Origin of the sequence: Arthrobacter oryzae, from assembly GCF_031454875.1 — a bacterium.
In the GTDB taxonomy this organism is placed as follows: Bacteria; Actinomycetota; Actinomycetes; order Actinomycetales; family Micrococcaceae; genus Arthrobacter; species Arthrobacter oryzae_D.
The window spans coordinates 211,674-227,247 of sequence record NZ_JAVDRQ010000004.1; the positions used below are offsets into that span (position 1 = coordinate 211,674).

A 15,574-nucleotide genomic window follows, 5' to 3' on the forward strand; every position below is an offset into this window, starting at 1 on the left:
CTCCTATTCCGCGACTTCCTTGTCGGCCGCGTAGCTGAGGCCGATCTGGCGGCGGATCTCGTCCATGGCGGCCATGACGGCCACGCTCTCACTCGGCGGAAGGATGGCGCCCGCCGTGGCACCTTCCTTGACCAGGCGCTCCAACTCCGCAGCCTGGAATTGCATCCCCCTGCTCTTCACGGGCCGGTCGAAGCGCTCCAGGACGTTGCCAAGGGAATCGAACACAGTAAACGGGGTGGGGTTGTACCAAGTGGGTTCGATGTCGATCCACCCTTCGGTCCCGATCACCACCGCCCGGTTGGGGCCGGCCGCATCCAGCTCACAGTCCAGGACGGCCTGCTGCCCGTCTGCGTATTCGAAGATGGCGGCGGTCTGGCGGTCCACGCCGGTCGCGGTCATGGAGGCGCTGGCGCGGATGGTTTCCGGCGTGCCCAAAACGTCAAACGCGAACGAGACCGGGTAGACGCCGAGGTCCAGCAATGCGCCGCCGCCCAAGGCAGGATCGTTCAGCCGGTGGGCAGGATCCTTGGGAAGGTTTTGGTTGTGGCTGGCCACAATCTTCCGGACCTCGCCGATGGTGCCTTCCCCGATGATTTCGCGCAGGCGGATCATGTGCGGGAGGAAACGGCTCCACATGGCCTCCAGTGCTACCAAGCCCCTGGACTCGGCCAGCTCAGCAATCTCCTGGGCTTCACGGGCATTCATGGTGAACGCCTTCTCCACCAGCACGTGCTTCCCGGCGTTCAGGGCCAGCAGCGCGTTCGCATGATGGAACGGGTGCGGGGTGGCAATGTAGATGACGTCCACATCCGGATCAGAAGCCAGCGCTTCGTAGCTTTCGTGGGCGGCGGGGATGCTGAACTTGCTGCCGAACGCCTTGCTCGATTCCAGGGTGCGGGAACCGACGGCCTGCACTGTGAAGCCGTTCTCGATCAGGTCCTGCGTTTGCAGCTCCGCGATGAAGCCGGTGCCGAGGATTCCCCAGCGGATTTGTCCGTCGGAAGTGCCGTTGGCGTGGTGGGTCACGTTAGTCCTTTGTAGTTTCGGAATCGCTGAACGGATACGCGACGTACGCGAACCGGGTGGAATCGGGGGACCAGCTGTTGACGTTGAGGGTACCCTGACCGCCGAAGAGGGACCACGTATCCACCGGTGTGGTCCAGTCGCCGGTAGAGACGAGTACGACGTCGACAGGCAGGTCCGCGGGATGGCCCACCGTGCCGCCGGGGAAGCGGATGTAGCTGGCCAACTGTCCGTCGGGGGAGAGATGGGGGAACCAGTCAACGGTATCGGAGCCGAGGAGCCTCTGGAATCCGGTCCCGTCAACCTGCACACGGGCGAGCTGGGCGTGGCCGGGAAGAGCGGTGAAGGACTCCGTGTTCAGGTAGAGCCATTGTCCGTCCGGCGAATATTCCGGCCCGTCGCAATGGCCGTCACCGACGTCGACGCCGGTGGCCTTACCGCCGCTGGCCGGAATCGTCAGGAGGCGTCCCGGCTGTGTGAAGTCTCCGGCTTCGATGCCCACGTAGGCGAGCTCAGCGCCGTCGGGACGCACACCATGCAGGAAATGGAAGGAGCCGTCGTCGGCCGTGATCCTCTCCGCTGCACCGCCCTCGAGTGCGGCACGGTAGATGTGGCCATCGTTCGCGGAGAGGTAGATGTGCTTGCCGTCGGGCGCAAGGACATGGTCATTGTTGAGGTCCGGGATGCCGTTGAGCGGGACCTCGCTGATGGTCCGGCCGCCAACATCAAAGCTCCACAGCCTGCCGGCCCCGTTAAGGATCAGCGAACCGCCGTCGAGGGTCCAGTTCGGCGCCTCCAGCAGCAGGTCCTCCGTGGAGAGGACCAACTCGGCCGCACCGCCGACGGATGCAGTCCATACTTCGCAGCGCTGGCCGGGCTGGAGGGTCCGTATCACTTGGCTTCCTTTCCCTGGGGTTAGCCGGGGGAGCAGGGGTGGGTTAGTCCTTGCTGCTGAAGGCGGCGTCGAAGCTTGTCTGCGATGCCGGGAAGTCGAACTTTTTCAGGGCAGCGAGGGCTTCGGGGGCGCCGTGGAGGCGGTCCATGCCGGCGTCTTCCCATTCGACGGAGATCGGGCCGTTGTAGCCGATCGCGGTGAGGGCGCGGAAGGACGATTCCCAGGGGACGTCGCCGCGTCCGGCGGAGACGAAGTCCCAGCCGCGGCGGGGGTCGCCCCAGGGCAGGTGGGAGCCCATCACGGTGTTCCGGCCGGTGGGGCGCAGCTTGGTGTCCTTGCAGTCCACGTGGTAGATCCGGTCCTTGAAGTCCCAGATGAAGGAGACGGGGTCGATGCCCTGCCACATGAAGTGCGACGGGTCCCAGTTCAGGCCGAACGCTTCACGGTGTCCGATCGCTTCGAGGGTGCGGACGGTGGTCCAGTAGTCGTAGGCGATCTCGGAGGGGTGGACTTCGTGGGCGAAGCGGACGCCGCATTCGTCGAAGACGTCCAGGATGGGGTTCCAGCGGTCTGCGAAGTCCTGGTAGCCGGCCTCGATGACCTTTTCCGGGACGGGCGGGAACATGGCCACGTACTGCCAGATGGAGGAGCCGGTGAATCCGACGACGGTGTCCACGCCGAGGGCTTTGGCGAGCCGGGCGGTGTGTTTCATTTCCTCGGCGGCGCGGGTGCGGACGCCTTCGGGGTTTCCGTCGCCCCAGACTTTGGATCCGACGATGGCTTCGTGGCGGAAGTCGATGGGGTCATCGCACACGGCCTGGCCCTTGAGGTGGTTGGAGATGGCCCAGACCTTCAGGTTGTACTTCTCCAGGACAGCGAGCTTGGCTTCGACGTAGCCGGGTTCGTCCCAGCGCCAGGCGTCCAGATGGTCTCCGGAGACGGCGATTTCCAGGCCGTCGTAGCCCCAGCCGGAGGCGAGGCGCGCGACTTCCTCGAAGGGCAGGTCGGCCCACTGGCCGGTGAACAGGGTGTACGGGCGGGGCATGTCAGGCTCCTTCGGTAGGTGCGGATGGGTGGAATGACGTGAGCTGGATGATGGCGGACTTGGCATTGGCGGACTCTTCGACGGCGGCAAGCACCCGCTGCACGGCCAGACCTTCCTCGAACGACGGCGACGGCGGGGTCCCGCCGTGGATCGCCGCCAGGAAATCCCGAATTTCGTGCGTGAACGTGTGCTCCCAGCCGATCACATGACCCTGCGGCCACCAGGCAGCCATGTACGGGTGCTCGGGCTCGTTGACCAGGATGCGCCGGAAGCCCTGTTCCCGGACCGGGACGGTGGCGTCCAGGAACCCGAGTTCGTTGATGGCTTCGAGGTCGAACAGCAGGGAGCCCTTGTCCCCGTAGATCTCGAGCTTGAGCGAGTTCTTCTGCCCGGTGGCCATCCGGGAGACCTCCACGGAGGCGATGCTCCCGGTGTCGAGGGTCAGCGTGGCCCAGGCGGCGTCGTCGACCGTTACCTCTTCCGGTCCTGCCGCCCCGGGGCGGCTGGTGACGAAGGTGTGCAGCCGGCCGGAGACTTCAGTGACCGAACCGCCCAACAGGAACAGGACCTGGTCGATTGCGTGCGAGGCGATGTCGCCCAGGGCGCCCGACCCGGCCGTTTCCTTGTTCAGCCGCCAGGTCATGGGGGAGTCCGGGTCCACCAGCCAGTCCTGCAAGTACGCGGCCCGGACGTGCCGGACCGTCCCGAGCCGGCCTTCGGCGATGAGCTCCTTTGCGAGGGCAAGTGCCGGGACACGGCGGTAATTGAACCCGATCATGGACTGAACACCGCGCTCCCGGGCGGACAGCGCAGCCTCCGTCATCGCTTCGGCCTCGGCGAGCGTGTTCGCGAGGGGCTTTTCGACCAGGACGTGCTTGCCGGCACCAAGAGCCGCGATGGCTATTTCGGCGTGCATCCAGCCCGGGGCGCAGATGTCCACGATGTGAATGTCATCCCGCTCAATCACCGAACGCCAGTCGGTGGCGGATTCCGACCAGCCGTACTTCTGTGCGGCCGCGGCGACCTGTCCGGCGTCCCGGCCCACGAGCACCTTCTGCTCGAAGGCCGGGACGTCGAAGTACGATGCCACGTTCCGCCACGCATTCGAGTGGGCCTTGCCCATAAACGCGTAGCCGATCATCGCCACGCCCAGGGGCGGGCCTGCCTCCGCTGAGGTGTTGAAGGGGGTGCTGTTCGCCGACAGCGGTGGCGTGTGCGCCGTGTTCATGATGATGCTCCTCATAACTAAGGTGGCTGGCCGCGAACGGCGCTTGCTCGGCTGGCCCGGGTAAGGGTGCTGCTGCTGCCTACTTCATTGTGCCTATTTGACGGCACCTGCGGACAGGCCTGCGACCAGATGCTTCTGGACCAGGATGAAGCCGATCAGGACGGGCAGGCTGACCACTACGGAAGCGGCCATGAGCTGGTTCCAGAACACATCGGATTCGCTGGCGTAGGCCTTAAGTCCCAGGGACAGGGTCTTGGTGGCCTCGTTGGTCAGGACAGAGGCGAACAACACCTCTCCCCAGGCCGAGATGAAGGAGTACACCGCCACGGCAATGATGCCCGGCTTGGCAACCGGCAGGATGACCCGGAAGAGGGCGCCCATCCGGCCGGTGCCATCGATCATGGAAGCTTCTTCCAGCTCTTTCGGGATGGAAGCGAAGTACCCGCTCAGCATCCAGATTGCGAAGGGCAAAGTGAACGTCATGTAGGTGATGATGAGCCCGAGGTAGGACCCCTGCAGCTGCAGCCCGGTCATGTTCCGGATCTGCGTGAAGATCAGGTAGAGCGGCAGGAGGAACAGGATACCGGGGAACATCTGCGTGGACAGGACCGTCAGGCTGAAGGCCCGCTTTCCCTTGAACTGCAGCCGGGCGATGGCGTAGGCGGCCAGTACGGCAACCGTGACGGAACAGGCCGTGGCACAGATGGTGATGATGAGGCTGTTCTGGAAGTACTTGGCCAGTGGCACGGTGGTCCAGATGTCCAGGTACGGGGAGGCGGTGATCTCACGCGGGATCCACTGGAACAGCCCGGAGACGTCCTTGAGCGGTTTCAGCGACGTGGACACCACCACATAGAGGGGGATGGCGACCCAGAGGGACAGAATGGTCAGGACCACGTTCCTCAGGATTCGGAAGTTGCGGGTCTCAATCATTGTCGGCTCCCTTGGGCAGCACCATGCGGATGTAGAAAACGGAAGCGATGAACAGTGCGATGAGCAGCAGGACACTCATGGCGCCGCCCAGGCCGAAGTTCCAGCTGCCGAATGAGTTCTGGTAGATCAGCGGCGAAATCAGCGTGGCTTCCTTCGGAGAGGAGGCTCCGAACAGGACAAAGGGAATGTTGAACTGGTTGAAGGTCCAGAGCGACATCACCATGAGGAGCACACCGTTGGCCGGGCGGACCATGGGCAGCGTGATGGTGCGGAACTGCTGCCACAGTGAAGCGCCGTCGATGGCAGCAGCTTCGTAGACGTCCGTGGGGACGTTTTGGAGGGCCGCCATCAGCATGAGGAACGCGAAGGGCCACAGCTGCCAGACGTTCACCACGATCATGGCGCCAAAGGAGTTCTCGCCCAACAACCAGAAGGGCCGCTCGTCACCGAAAAGGTGGAAGGTGTCCACCAGGATTTGGTTCACGGCGCCGTCTCGCTGGTTGAACATGAAGGCCCAGGCGATGGTTCCGACGTAGGCCGGCAGTGCATAGGGGACAAGGAAGAACGTGCGCAGGACCGCACGGCCTTTGAAGTTGGAGGAAAGGAACACGGCGCCTGCCATGCCCAGCACCCACGAGAAGCCAACCACCAGGACGGTGTAGCCAAGGGTGCGGCCGACTGTGCTGAAGAAGGCCTGTCCGATAGTGCTATCGGGGTTGAGGCCGTTGACGAAGTTTTGCAGGCCCACGAAGGGGGCGTTAAGCCAGTTGGTGAGATTGAGCTGGGTCAGGGAGATAAATGCGATCCAGATGCCCAGGAGCATGGGGCCGATGTGGATCAGGAGTTCGAGGATCGCGGCCGGGAGGATCAGGCCGTAGGGGAGGAATGAGCGGCGCCGCTTGCGTACTGGCGGTGCGGTGGCGGCCTTCGGTTGGCCGGGCTCAGGATCAAGCGCAGGTGTGCTGCCTGCAGCGGCGGGGCCGCTGTCCAGTGCTGAATGGGACATGGAAACTCCTTTGCCGGAGTGGAGGCACCGCCATTCAGCGGCACCCCCACTCGCCGGGCCTGGTTACTGGGCCGCGGCCATCTGGTTGTTGGCGTCCTTGAGGGCCGCCCGGATGTCATCGTCGGAAACAGTTCCGGTGGCTGCCTTGGCAAAGAGGTTCTTGATTGCCGTGCCGGTGAGGGTCTCCATCTGGCCCTCTTTGGCGATCAGCGGCATGGGCAGCGAGTGGTTGGCCAGGGCGTCGTTCTTCGCCTTGACTTCCTCGGTCTGGAAGGCAGCGTCGCTCGATGCGGCGGTCACTACCGGCAGCGAGGAGTACGCCTTGTTAAGGGCAATCTGCTCCTCGTCACTGGTCAGGAAAGCGGCCAGCTTGATGGCGTTCGCTTTGTTGTCGCTGTTCTTGAAGACGCTCAGGTTAATCCCGGCGACGTGGCTCTGGGTGCCGGCATTACCGGTTGCACCGGCGGTCATCATGGGGATCGGGGCTACGCCCCAGTCCTTGAAGTCGCGGGCGGCGAAGTTCTTCAACGGGCTCTGGTCAAACATCATGGCAGCCTTGCCGTTGATGACGTTGTCCACTTTCTGGCTTCCCTGGCTGATCTCGGCGTCCGACGGCGACATCACCTTGTGCGTGGCCATCAGGTCCACGAACTGCTTGACACCCTCCACCTGGGGATCGCTGTCAAAGGTCGGCTTTCCTTCCGCGTCGAAGAGAGACCCGCCGTTCTGGAGGCCCCTGACGAAGGCCTGGTGCGAGTTGGCGGACACGGATGCTCCTGCGGCCGTGAAGCCCCACTGATCGGGCTTGCCATCTCCGTTGGTGTCCTTGGTGAGCTTCTTGGCATCGGCCACAAACTCATCCCAGGTGGTAGGCGCCTTCTCGATGCCGGCCTCCTTGAACATCTTGGTGTTGTAGTACATGTTGTATGCCAGGCCGTAGAGCGGTACCGAGGTGGGGGTCTTTCCTTCTGCGCCGCCGGTAGACCAGCTGGTCTGCAGGAAGCGGTCCTTGCCGCCAACCGCTTCCAGCAGTTCGCCTTCGACGGGCTCGAAAGCACCCGTCTCCTGGAGCGTCACTGCCCAGGTGTTGCCGATGTTCAGGACATCGGGGCCGTCGCCGCTGGTGACTGCCGTAAGGATACGGTTGTAGAGGTCAGTCCAGCTGATGACTTCCAGCTGGACCTTGACGCCGGTCTTCTCGGTGAAGCGGTCCAGGGAAGGCTTCAGCTTGGCTGCCGTGTCATCCAGGCTGTTGCCCTGGTCAGAGGCCCAGTACGTGATGGTGTCGCTGGAGGCCTGGCTGCTGCCGCCGCCGCAGGCGCTCAGGCTGAGCGCCATCGCCGCCGTGGCCGCTAATGCCGAGATGACTTTCAGGGGATTTTTCATGGTTGCTCCGGTTTTTCTCGTCGTCGAGCTGGTGCTTGGGTGAAATGAAGCGGTGCTGTACTGGGGCTCCGACGGCCCGATGCCGCACGCCCGTAAAAAGGCGCGCCGGCAGTGGCGCGCGCAGCGAATTGCGCGCGCCACTAATGCGTCACTGCTGCGTGATTATGCGGACAACGTGGCTGCGGTGGGATCCCAGTCCTCGGGCAACGCCGGTACGGATGCAGCCGAGCTCTCGACGTCGACGAAGGCCCGGGTATTAATGGATTCGGCGATCGAGGCCATGGTGTCCAGCACGTGGAAAGCGAGCTCGCCCTGGGCACGATGCGGGCGGCCGGCGCGGATGGCACGTGCCATTTCGAGAACACCTGTGCCACGGCTTGCCGTGGAGCCGATGGACGGGACGGTGGTCCAGTCGTCCGATCCTGCGGCGCAGATCCTGACTTCGCCGTCGAACCTGTTGGGATCCGGAAAAGCGATGGTGGCGTCAGTGCCGGTGATTTCCACGAACCCGGCGCGCTTGAGCGGTGAATCGAAGCTGAAGATGCTCTGGGCGGATTCTCCGCCTTCAAACTCCAGAATCGAACTCACATGGGTGGGTACAGTGACGGCGAATTCTTCGCCTGCCTTCGGGCCCGACCCGATTACGCGGGTTTCCCTGGACTTGGAACCGAAGGCCGCCACCCGGCGGATGCTGCCGAAGGTCTGCACCAAAGTGGTCAGGTAATAGGGGCCGATATCGAAGAGCGGACCTGCGCCATCCTGGAACAGGAAAGCAGGATTGGGGTGCCACGACTCCGGCCCGGGGGACTGCATCAGCGTCAGCGCCGTGAGGGGCACGCCAATGTCGCCGCGTTCGATCATTCGGCGGGCAGTCTGCAAACCTGCACCCAGGAACGTGTCTGGCGCACAGCCCAGGCGCATCCCTGCAGCATCTGCGGCCTTCAGCAGGCCCAGGCCCCTTTCGCGGTCCAAGGAGAAAGGCTTTTCGCTCCATACATGCTTGCCGGCGTTGACGGCCCGCGTTGCCACCTCGACGTGGGCTGCCGGGATGGTGAGGTTGATGACGATCTCAACGTCGGGGTCACCCAACACTGCGTCCACACCGCCATGAACCGGTACGCCGTACTCTGCCGCCCTTGCGGCAGCAGTCTCCTCGAAGAGATCACCGATAGCCACTACTTTGACGTCGGGGAAGCTCGTGAGGTTGTCGAGGTATTCCTTGCTGATGACGCCGGCTCCGATGATGCCGACTCCCACCGGCCCTGCTTTCAGTGCATCGTGGCTCATGCGGAAACCTTTCCGGCGCTGAGGTAGTTGTAGCTGTCCCGTACGGCGTCGAACATGTCGCCCTGGAAATCGTCGAGTTCCACCACGGCTGCCTCGAGGGACTTTGCGGCGCCCAGCACGTCCCAGATCGGCATCTTGCCGTCGCCGACGGCGAGTTGGCCGGACGGATCGGAAGTGACGGGACCGTCCTTGATATGAATGAACTTGACCCGGTCGCCGAGCCGGGCGAGTAGCTCGGCGGGGTTCTGGCCGCCCACGGCTGCCCAGTAGGTGTCGAGTTCCAGAACAACCTCGGGGGCCAGGTTGTCGGCAAGATGTTCGATCGCGGTCTTGCCGTCGATCACGGACTCCACTTCCCACCAGTGGTTGTGGTACCCGACGCTGACACCGTAGCCGGCGCCCTTGGCGGCGGCAGCATTGAGCTGTTCGGCGGTTTCCTTAATATCCTCGAGCGTGTTCCAGCGCTCGATCGGAACGTGGGGGTCTATGACGGTGCCGATCCCCAGCTGCTGCGCGGCAGTGAAGATCGCGTCCTGGTCATCGCTGAGCAACGGAGCGTGGCCCGACGGAGCGGTGAGGTTGTTATCTGCCAGGGCCTGCTTGAGTTCAGTTGCCTTGGCGACGAATCGGTACGGCTCAACCATGGTGAAGCCGATTTCAGCCAGGCGCTGGATGGTTCCAGCGAGATCCTCTTCAAGGGCCTTGCGGACCGTGTAGAGCTGGATCGAGTATGACACTGTCTCTCCTCGTCGTTGGGGTTAGAGGCGGCCGTCCCGTCCCGCGTCGTACTCGGGTTCAGGTGACACCGCTCACAGATCAACCTAGGACCACTTATGTCGATCGTCAAGCAAAAGTTGAAAAGTCATCGGCAGTCTTTCGGTGGCGTGACATGCATAAGCCCTTCGTGCTATCACTGACTCATGAGTCCCACGTCTGGAAAAGAGCCCGGCACCGATCCCGGAACCGACCCCGCTGCCGATGGCGCGGGAAGTCTTTCCCGAGCCGGCGATCTCTTCCAGCTGCTCCGCGACGGCAAGGCCCGTACCCGGGCCGAACTGGCGCTGACCACCGGCTTGGCCCGGTCAACGGTGGCCGCACGCATAGATGCCCTGATCTCCTCAGGGCTGGTGGGACCTGCCGGTGAGGCAAGCTCCAGCGGCGGCCGGCCGCCGTCGCGGTTTGCCTTCAACCCCGCCGCCCGCTCGGTGCTGGCAGTGGACGTCGGCGCAACGCACGTGATCATCGCCGTCACCGACCTCGGCGGCAACGTACTCTCCGAACGGCGCCTCGCCCAGGACGTCGCCGACGGTCCGGAGACGGTCCTGAGGCGCGTGGTCGAGGAAGGTAAAACACTCCTCAGCGAGGCCGGCCGGACTCCCGCGGACCTCGCCGGCATCGGGATCGGACTGCCCGGTCCCGTGGAGCACGCCACCGGGATGCCGGTGAAGCCGCCCATCATGCCCGGCTGGGACGGCTTCGACGTGGTCCGCTACGTCCAGCGCTCGCTGCCCGTACCGGTGCTGGTGGACAACGACGTCAACATCATGGCCCTCGGCGAGCGAACGGCATATTGGCCCGAACACCACAATTTCCTCTTCATCAAAGTGGCCACTGGCATCGGTGCGGGCATTATCAGCAGCGGGGAACTGCAGCGCGGCGCCAACGGAACCGCGGGCGACCTCGGACATGTGCGGGTCCCGCGCGGCGATGAAGTCCTCTGCCGCTGCGGCAACTACGGCTGCCTCGAAGCACTGGCGTCCGGTCCCGCCGTGGCGCGGGAACTGGCCCGTCAGGGGCTGGCTGCAGAGAAGGGCGGGGACGTCCTGCGGCTTGTGGGCGAGGGCAACCTGCAGGCAATCCAGGCGCTGCGCCAGGCCGGCCGGGATGTGGGGGACGTGCTCGCAACAGTGGTCAACCTGCTGAACCCGTCCGTGATTGTGATCGGTGGCAGCCTTGGCCAGGCGGGCGAGCACCTGATGGCCGGCGTGCGCGAAGTGGTGTACCGCCGGTCCCTGCCGCTGGCCACATCACACTTGCGGATAGCGCTCTCGATGGCCGGGGACCAGGCCGCCATCCTTGGTGCCAGCCAGATGGTGACGCAGCATGTGCTGTCGCCTGCCGTGATCGAAGCCACCCTCCAGGCAACGGGATAACGCCCGTCAGGGGGTTGCGGGCATGATAGCAATGAACTGATGAATCCCTCTTCCCGCCCCCGCACCAAGCCGCAGCCCGCCCTATGACAGCGAATATCCTCGCCAGGGTTCCGCGCGGCTGGATCCTGCTGGCCTGCATCGGGCTCATCGCGCTGAACATGCGCGGCCCGTTCGTTGCGGTGGCCCCCGTGGTGGGGCCGATGCAGCAGGACCTCGGGTTCTCGGCGGTTGAACTGGGGCTGCTCACCGGCATTCCGGTGCTGTGCTTCTCGCTGGCGGCGCCGCTTGCCTCGCTCGCGGGCCGAAAATTCGGCGCGGAATTCGCCATCATGCTCACGCTGCTGGGTGTGCTGGCCGGTGTCGTTGTCCGCTCGGTAGGGAACGGCGCGCTGGTGCTGTCCGGAACCGCCATCATCGGCCTCGCCATCACCATCGGGAACATCGCCGTCCCGCTGATCATCCGCCGTGACTTTTCACCGCGGCGCCAGGGGACGGCCATGGGCATCTATACGGCTGCCCTGAACATCGGATCGTTCCTCACCTCGGTGGTCACCGCGCCGCTGGCTGAGCTTGCGGGCTGGCGTCTTTCCCTGGCGGCAAGCGGGCTCTTCGCCGTGGCCGCCATCGTTTTCTGGGTGCTGGCCGTGGGCCGAAGCGCCTTTGTGCCGGCGGCCGCCGAAGGGTCCGGGCCCCGCCCGGCAGGCGGCAAGCCGGCGTCCCGCTGGATCACCGCCGGCCTCACTGCGGGCTTCGCAGGGCAGGCGTTCTCCTACTACGGCGTGACGGCCTGGCTGCCGACGTTCCTCATCGACGAACTGGGCATGGCGCCCTCCGCCGCCGGCGCCGGGTCCTCCCTTTTCCAGATCCTCGCTATTGTGGGCGGCCTCGGCGTGCCGATGGTGGCCAGGTTTGCCAGCACGACGGCGGTGGCGGTCGCCTTGGGCCTGATGTGGCTGACGGTGCCCCTTGGCCTGCTGCTGGTCCCGGAGCTGTGGTGGCTTTGGTCCTCCATTGGCGGCGCAGCGCAGGGCGGCGGCATCACTCTCATCTTCATCGCCATCATCAAGCTGGCCCGCGACCAGGCGTCTGCCGGCCGGATGTCAGCCATTGTCCAGGGCGTGGGCTACTCGGTGGGCGCTGCCGCCCCGACCCTCCTCGGGTACGTCCATGGGCTGTCCGGATCCTGGACCAACCCGATGCTGCTGATCCTCGGCTCGGTGGCGGCGTTCTTCCTCGGCACGACGCTCTCTGTGCGGAAGGTGCCGAAGACCCGCTGACGAGTCCCGCCGTCGTACTTCCGTCAGTTAAACCTGGAGCTAAACCTGGAGCGCGAACGGACAGTTGCGGCCCAGACCAAAAGCGCGAACGGACAGTTGAGGCCCTTGAACAAGGGCCTCAACTGTCCGTTCGCGCTTAATGGTGGTTCCGTTGCCGGGCGGTCGCCCCGGATTTCGGGGTGCCTGTTGCGGAGGGCGTGGCCGCCCGGCAAACGGAAATCTCGGCAGGCTCTCTTACCGCGGATTACGCGGCGACGAGATCTGCGTCCTCGACCGGTTCCTCGGAACGGTCGCGGGATTCGTGCAGGAACCGGGCATAGGCGGGGAGGGTCAGGAACGTGGGGAACGCATCCGCCAGGGTGACTTCCTCGAAGATGTCCCGGGCGTCGGCGAAGCGGTCGCCTTCGAAGCGTTCCAGCCGGGTGAACTCCTGGTCCAGCAGGTCCTCCACCCATTCACGGGTGATGATCTCGCCATGATCGGTGATGGCGTGGGAGTAGATCCACTGCCAGATCTGCGAGCGGGAGATCTCCGCGGTGGCGGCGTCCTCCATGAGGTTGTGGATGGCCACCGCACCGTTGCCGCGCAGCCAGGACTCGATGTAGCGGATACCCACCTCGATGTTGTTCCGGATGCCCTGTTCGGTGATGGTGCCGGTGGTGGCGGCGATGTCCAGCAGCGCACGGTCATCCGGCGTGACGTCCTCGCGGAGGCGGTCCAGCTGGTTGGGCCGGTCGCCGAGCACCCCGTCGAACACTTCGCGGCACACCGGCACCAGGTCCGGGTGCGCCACCCAGGAGCCGTCGAAGCCGTCGCCGGCCTCGCGGGTCTTGTCCGCACGGACCTTTTCGAAGGCGATGGCGTTGGCTGCCTCGTCCTTGCGGTTGGGGACAGCTGCTGCCATGCCGCCGATGGCCATGGCGCCGCGCTTGTGGCAGGCCCGGACCAGCTGCTCGGTGTAGGCGCGCATGAAGGGCTGGGTCATGGTCACCTGGACGCGGTCCGGGAGGACGAAGCGGGGGCCGCGGGTGCGGAAGTTCTTGATCATCGAGAAGATGTAGTCCCAGCGGCCGGCGTTCAGGCCGGCGGCGTGGTCGCGCAGTTCGTAGAGGATCTCTTCCATTTCGAAGGAGGCCGTGATGGTCTCGATCAGCACGGTGGCGCGGATGGTGCCCTGCGGGATGCCGAGCAGGTCCTGGGCCAGGATGAAGATGTCGTTCCACAGGCGGGCTTCGAGGTGGTTCTCGATCTTGGGCAGGTAGAAGTAGGGGCCCTTGCCCTGAGCCAGCAGGCGGTGGGCGTTGTGGAAGAAGTACAGGCCGAAGTCCACGATGCCGCCGGCGATCGGTTCGCCGTCAACGAGCATGTGCTTTTCGGGCAGGTGCCAGCCGCGGGGGCGGACCACGATGGTGGGCAGTTCGCTGGCCGGGCGGAGCTTGTACTCCTTGCCCTCGGGGGAGGTGAAGTCGATCCGGCGTTCCAGCGCGTCCGTCAGGTTCAGCTGGCCCTTGATGACGTTCCGCCACGACGGCGTGGAGGAATCCTCCATGTCTGCCAGCCACACCTTGGCACCGGAGTTCAGCGCGTTGATGGTCATCTTCTTGTCCACCGGGCCGGTGATCTCCACGCGGCGGTCCTCCAGGCCCGGGGCCGGGGGAGCGACCCGCCAGTTCGGATCGTTGCGGACGGACTCGGTCTCGCGGAGGAACCGCGGATCCTGTCCCTTGGCGATCAGGGCCCGCCGGTCACGGCGCCCCTGCAGGAGCTCCTGCCGCCGCGCCGTGGTGGCCCGGTGCAGCTTGGCAACGAACGCCAAAGCATCCGGAGTAAGAACCTCGCCCTGCCGGCAAATCGGCTGCGCAGTCAGAGTGATCCCGTTGATAGTGAAGTTGTCAGTGAAGCTGTTCATTTCGGTCTCCTGGTGCAGGGCCCAACTGGGTAGCAGTAAGTGTCGTTTTGAGCCTCCAAAACGACACTTACCGCTACTTACTTGGGGAAAATTAGTGGAATTGGCCCTCTTCGGTCGATCCGACCAGGGCGAGGGTGGATGCGTTCGGGTTGAGCGCAGTGGCGATGTCGTCGAAGTAGCCGGTGCCGACTTCGCGCTGGTGCTTGGTCGCGGTGTAGCCGCGGGACTCGGAGGCGAATTCCTTTTCCTGGAGCTCGACGTAGGCGCTCATGCCTTCTCGGGCGTAGCCGTGGGCGAGGTCGAACATCGAGTAGTTCAGGGCGTGGAAGCCGGCCAGGGTGATGAACTGGAACGTGAAGCCCATGGCGCCGAGTTCACGCTGGAACTTGGCGATGGTGGCGTCGTCCAGGTGCTTGCGCCAGTTGAAGGACGGCGAGCAGTTGTAGGAGAGCATCTGGTCCGGGAACTCGGACTTGACGGCCTCGGCGAACTTGCGGGCCAGCTCCAGGTCCGGGGTGCCCGTCTCCATCCAGATGAGGTCGGAGTACGGGGCGTAGGCCTTGGCGCGGGCGATGCAGGGTTCGATGCCGTTGCGGACCTTGTAGAAGCCCTCCGCGGTGCGGACCGGCTGGCCCCCTTCGCGGAGGATGAATTCCTGGTCGCGATCGTCGACGTCGGAGGTGATCAGGGTGGCCGCCTCGGCGTCGGTGCGTGCGATGACCACCGACGGGGTGCCGGCGACGTCGGCTGCCAGGCGGGCCGCGTTCAGGGTCCGGACGTGCTGCTGGGTGGGGATGAGCACCTTGCCGCCGAGGTGGCCGCACTTCTTCTCCGAAGCGAGCTGGTCCTCCCAGTGAACGCCCGAGGCGCCGGCCTGGATCATGGACTTCATCAGCTCGTAGGCGTTCAGCGGTCCGCCGAAGCCTGCCTCAGCGTCGGCCACGATCGGCACCATCCAGTCCTCAACGGTCTGGATGCCCTCGGAGAACTCAATCTGGTCGGCGCGGAGCAGGGCGTTGTTGATGCGGCGGACCACCGTGGGAACCGAGTTGGCCGGGTACAGCGACTGGTCCGGGTAGGTGTGACCGGAGTTGTTGGCGTCGGCAGCGACCTGCCAGCCGGACAGGTAGATGGCGCGGAGGCCGGCCTTGACCTGCTGCACGGCCTGGTTGCCGGTCAGGGCGCCCAGGGCGTTGGTGTAGCCGCCGGTCTTGTGCTCTTCGGTGAGCTGCTTCCACAGCTTCTCGGAACCGCGGCGGGCCAAGGTGTGTTCTTCGGAGACGCGGCCGCGGAGGCGGACGACGTCCGTTGCCTTGTAGTCACGGGTCACACCTTCCCAGCGGGGGTTGGCGGCCCACTCGAGCTCCAGTGCGGCGGCCTGCTCTTCGGGCGTCTGCTGGGTGGGCTCAAATGCTGCAGTCATCTTTGTCTC

13 protein-coding genes are annotated in these 15,574 nt (G+C 64.9%); 2 read left to right on the plus strand and 11 right to left on the minus strand.

Annotation, left to right across the window (positions count from 1 at the left end):
* Positions 1 to 3 precede the first annotated feature (3 nt).
* From J2805_RS09165 to J2805_RS09205, 9 genes are all read right to left on the minus strand, one after another.
* The gene (locus J2805_RS09165; RefSeq protein WP_309975376.1) at positions 4 to 1,026 is read right to left on the minus strand and encodes a Gfo/Idh/MocA family protein; all 1,023 of its coding nucleotides are present in this window, start codon (positions 1,024 to 1,026) and stop codon (positions 4 to 6) included.
* Position 1,027: 1 nt separating this feature from the next.
* A complete protein-coding gene (locus tag J2805_RS09170) occupies positions 1,028 to 1,918 on the minus strand; it encodes a TolB family protein (protein WP_309975378.1) in 891 nt (296 codons plus the stop codon).
* A 43-nt stretch (positions 1,919 to 1,961) separates the two neighbouring features.
* On the minus strand, positions 1,962 to 2,963 hold the full coding sequence (locus J2805_RS09175; RefSeq protein ID WP_309975379.1) for a sugar phosphate isomerase/epimerase family protein: 1,002 nt from the start codon (positions 2,961 to 2,963) through the stop codon (positions 1,962 to 1,964).
* 1 nt (position 2,964) lies between these two features.
* Positions 2,965 to 4,104: a Gfo/Idh/MocA family protein gene (locus tag J2805_RS09180; protein ID WP_309975703.1), complete on the minus strand. Its 1,140-nt coding sequence runs from the start codon at positions 4,102 to 4,104 to the stop codon at positions 2,965 to 2,967.
* A gap of 180 nt (positions 4,105 to 4,284) precedes the next feature.
* The gene (locus J2805_RS09185) at positions 4,285 to 5,124 is read right to left on the minus strand and encodes a carbohydrate ABC transporter permease (RefSeq protein ID WP_104174058.1); all 840 of its coding nucleotides are present in this window, start codon (positions 5,122 to 5,124) and stop codon (positions 4,285 to 4,287) included.
* Positions 5,117 to 6,130 (minus strand): carbohydrate ABC transporter permease, encoded by a 1,014-nt coding sequence (locus J2805_RS09190; RefSeq protein ID WP_309975382.1) that lies wholly within the window; start codon positions 6,128 to 6,130, stop codon positions 5,117 to 5,119. The genes J2805_RS09185 and J2805_RS09190 overlap by 8 nt, the downstream gene beginning before the upstream one ends.
* A 63-nt stretch (positions 6,131 to 6,193) precedes the next feature.
* Positions 6,194 to 7,516, minus strand: a complete 1,323-nt coding sequence (locus J2805_RS09195; RefSeq protein ID WP_309975384.1) for an ABC transporter substrate-binding protein — start codon at positions 7,514 to 7,516, stop codon at positions 6,194 to 6,196.
* A 162-nt stretch (positions 7,517 to 7,678) separates the two neighbouring features.
* On the minus strand, positions 7,679 to 8,803 hold the full coding sequence (locus J2805_RS09200) for a Gfo/Idh/MocA family protein (RefSeq protein WP_309975387.1): 1,125 nt from the start codon (positions 8,801 to 8,803) through the stop codon (positions 7,679 to 7,681).
* The gene (locus J2805_RS09205; protein WP_309975389.1) at positions 8,800 to 9,540 is read right to left on the minus strand and encodes a sugar phosphate isomerase/epimerase family protein; all 741 of its coding nucleotides are present in this window, start codon (positions 9,538 to 9,540) and stop codon (positions 8,800 to 8,802) included. The genes J2805_RS09200 and J2805_RS09205 overlap by 4 nt, the downstream gene beginning before the upstream one ends.
* 183 nt (positions 9,541 to 9,723) lie before the next feature.
* Between J2805_RS09205 and J2805_RS09210 the strand changes: the two genes are divergently transcribed.
* Both J2805_RS09210 and J2805_RS09215 read left to right on the plus strand, forming a co-directional pair.
* Positions 9,724 to 10,956 (plus strand): ROK family transcriptional regulator, encoded by a 1,233-nt coding sequence (locus J2805_RS09210; RefSeq protein ID WP_309975391.1) that lies wholly within the window; start codon positions 9,724 to 9,726, stop codon positions 10,954 to 10,956.
* Positions 10,957 to 11,039: 83 nt separating this feature from the next.
* Entirely contained in the window at positions 11,040 to 12,233 is a 1,194-nt protein-coding gene (locus J2805_RS09215) for an MFS transporter (protein WP_309975393.1), read from the plus strand.
* A gap of 244 nt (positions 12,234 to 12,477) precedes the next feature.
* Here the strand turns inward: J2805_RS09215 and aceB are convergent, their stop codons facing one another.
* Positions 12,478 to 14,142 (minus strand): malate synthase A, encoded by a 1,665-nt coding sequence (gene aceB, locus J2805_RS09220; protein ID WP_309975395.1) that lies wholly within the window; start codon positions 14,140 to 14,142, stop codon positions 12,478 to 12,480.
* Between the two features lie 91 nt (positions 14,143 to 14,233).
* The gene (gene aceA / locus J2805_RS09225; protein WP_309975397.1) at positions 14,234 to 15,565 is read right to left on the minus strand and encodes an isocitrate lyase; all 1,332 of its coding nucleotides are present in this window, start codon (positions 15,563 to 15,565) and stop codon (positions 14,234 to 14,236) included.
* Positions 15,566 to 15,574 lie beyond the last annotated feature (9 nt).

Bases quoted from the DNA above. Each gene is read 5' to 3' on its own strand.
- aceB (WP_309975395.1), bottom strand. From the start codon at position 14,142: ATGAACAGCTTCACTGACAACTTCACTATCAACGGGATCACTCTGACT.
- J2805_RS09200 (WP_309975387.1), bottom strand. From the start codon at position 8,803: ATGAGCCACGATGCACTGAAAGCAGGGCCGGTGGGAGTCGGCATCATC.
- J2805_RS09175 (WP_309975379.1), bottom strand. From the start codon at position 2,963: ATGCCCCGCCCGTACACCCTGTTCACCGGCCAGTGGGCCGACCTGCCC.
- J2805_RS09195 (WP_309975384.1), bottom strand. From the start codon at position 7,516: ATGAAAAATCCCCTGAAAGTCATCTCGGCATTAGCGGCCACGGCGGCG.
- J2805_RS09210 (WP_309975391.1), top strand. From the start codon at position 9,724: ATGAGTCCCACGTCTGGAAAAGAGCCCGGCACCGATCCCGGAACCGAC.
- J2805_RS09215 (WP_309975393.1), top strand. From the start codon at position 11,040: ATGACAGCGAATATCCTCGCCAGGGTTCCGCGCGGCTGGATCCTGCTG.
- J2805_RS09180 (WP_309975703.1), bottom strand. From the start codon at position 4,104: ATGATCGGCTACGCGTTTATGGGCAAGGCCCACTCGAATGCGTGGCGG.
- aceA (WP_309975397.1), bottom strand. From the start codon at position 15,565: ATGACTGCAGCATTTGAGCCCACCCAGCAGACGCCCGAAGAGCAGGCC.
- J2805_RS09185 (WP_104174058.1), bottom strand. From the start codon at position 5,124: ATGATTGAGACCCGCAACTTCCGAATCCTGAGGAACGTGGTCCTGACC.
- J2805_RS09190 (WP_309975382.1), bottom strand. From the start codon at position 6,130: ATGTCCCATTCAGCACTGGACAGCGGCCCCGCCGCTGCAGGCAGCACA.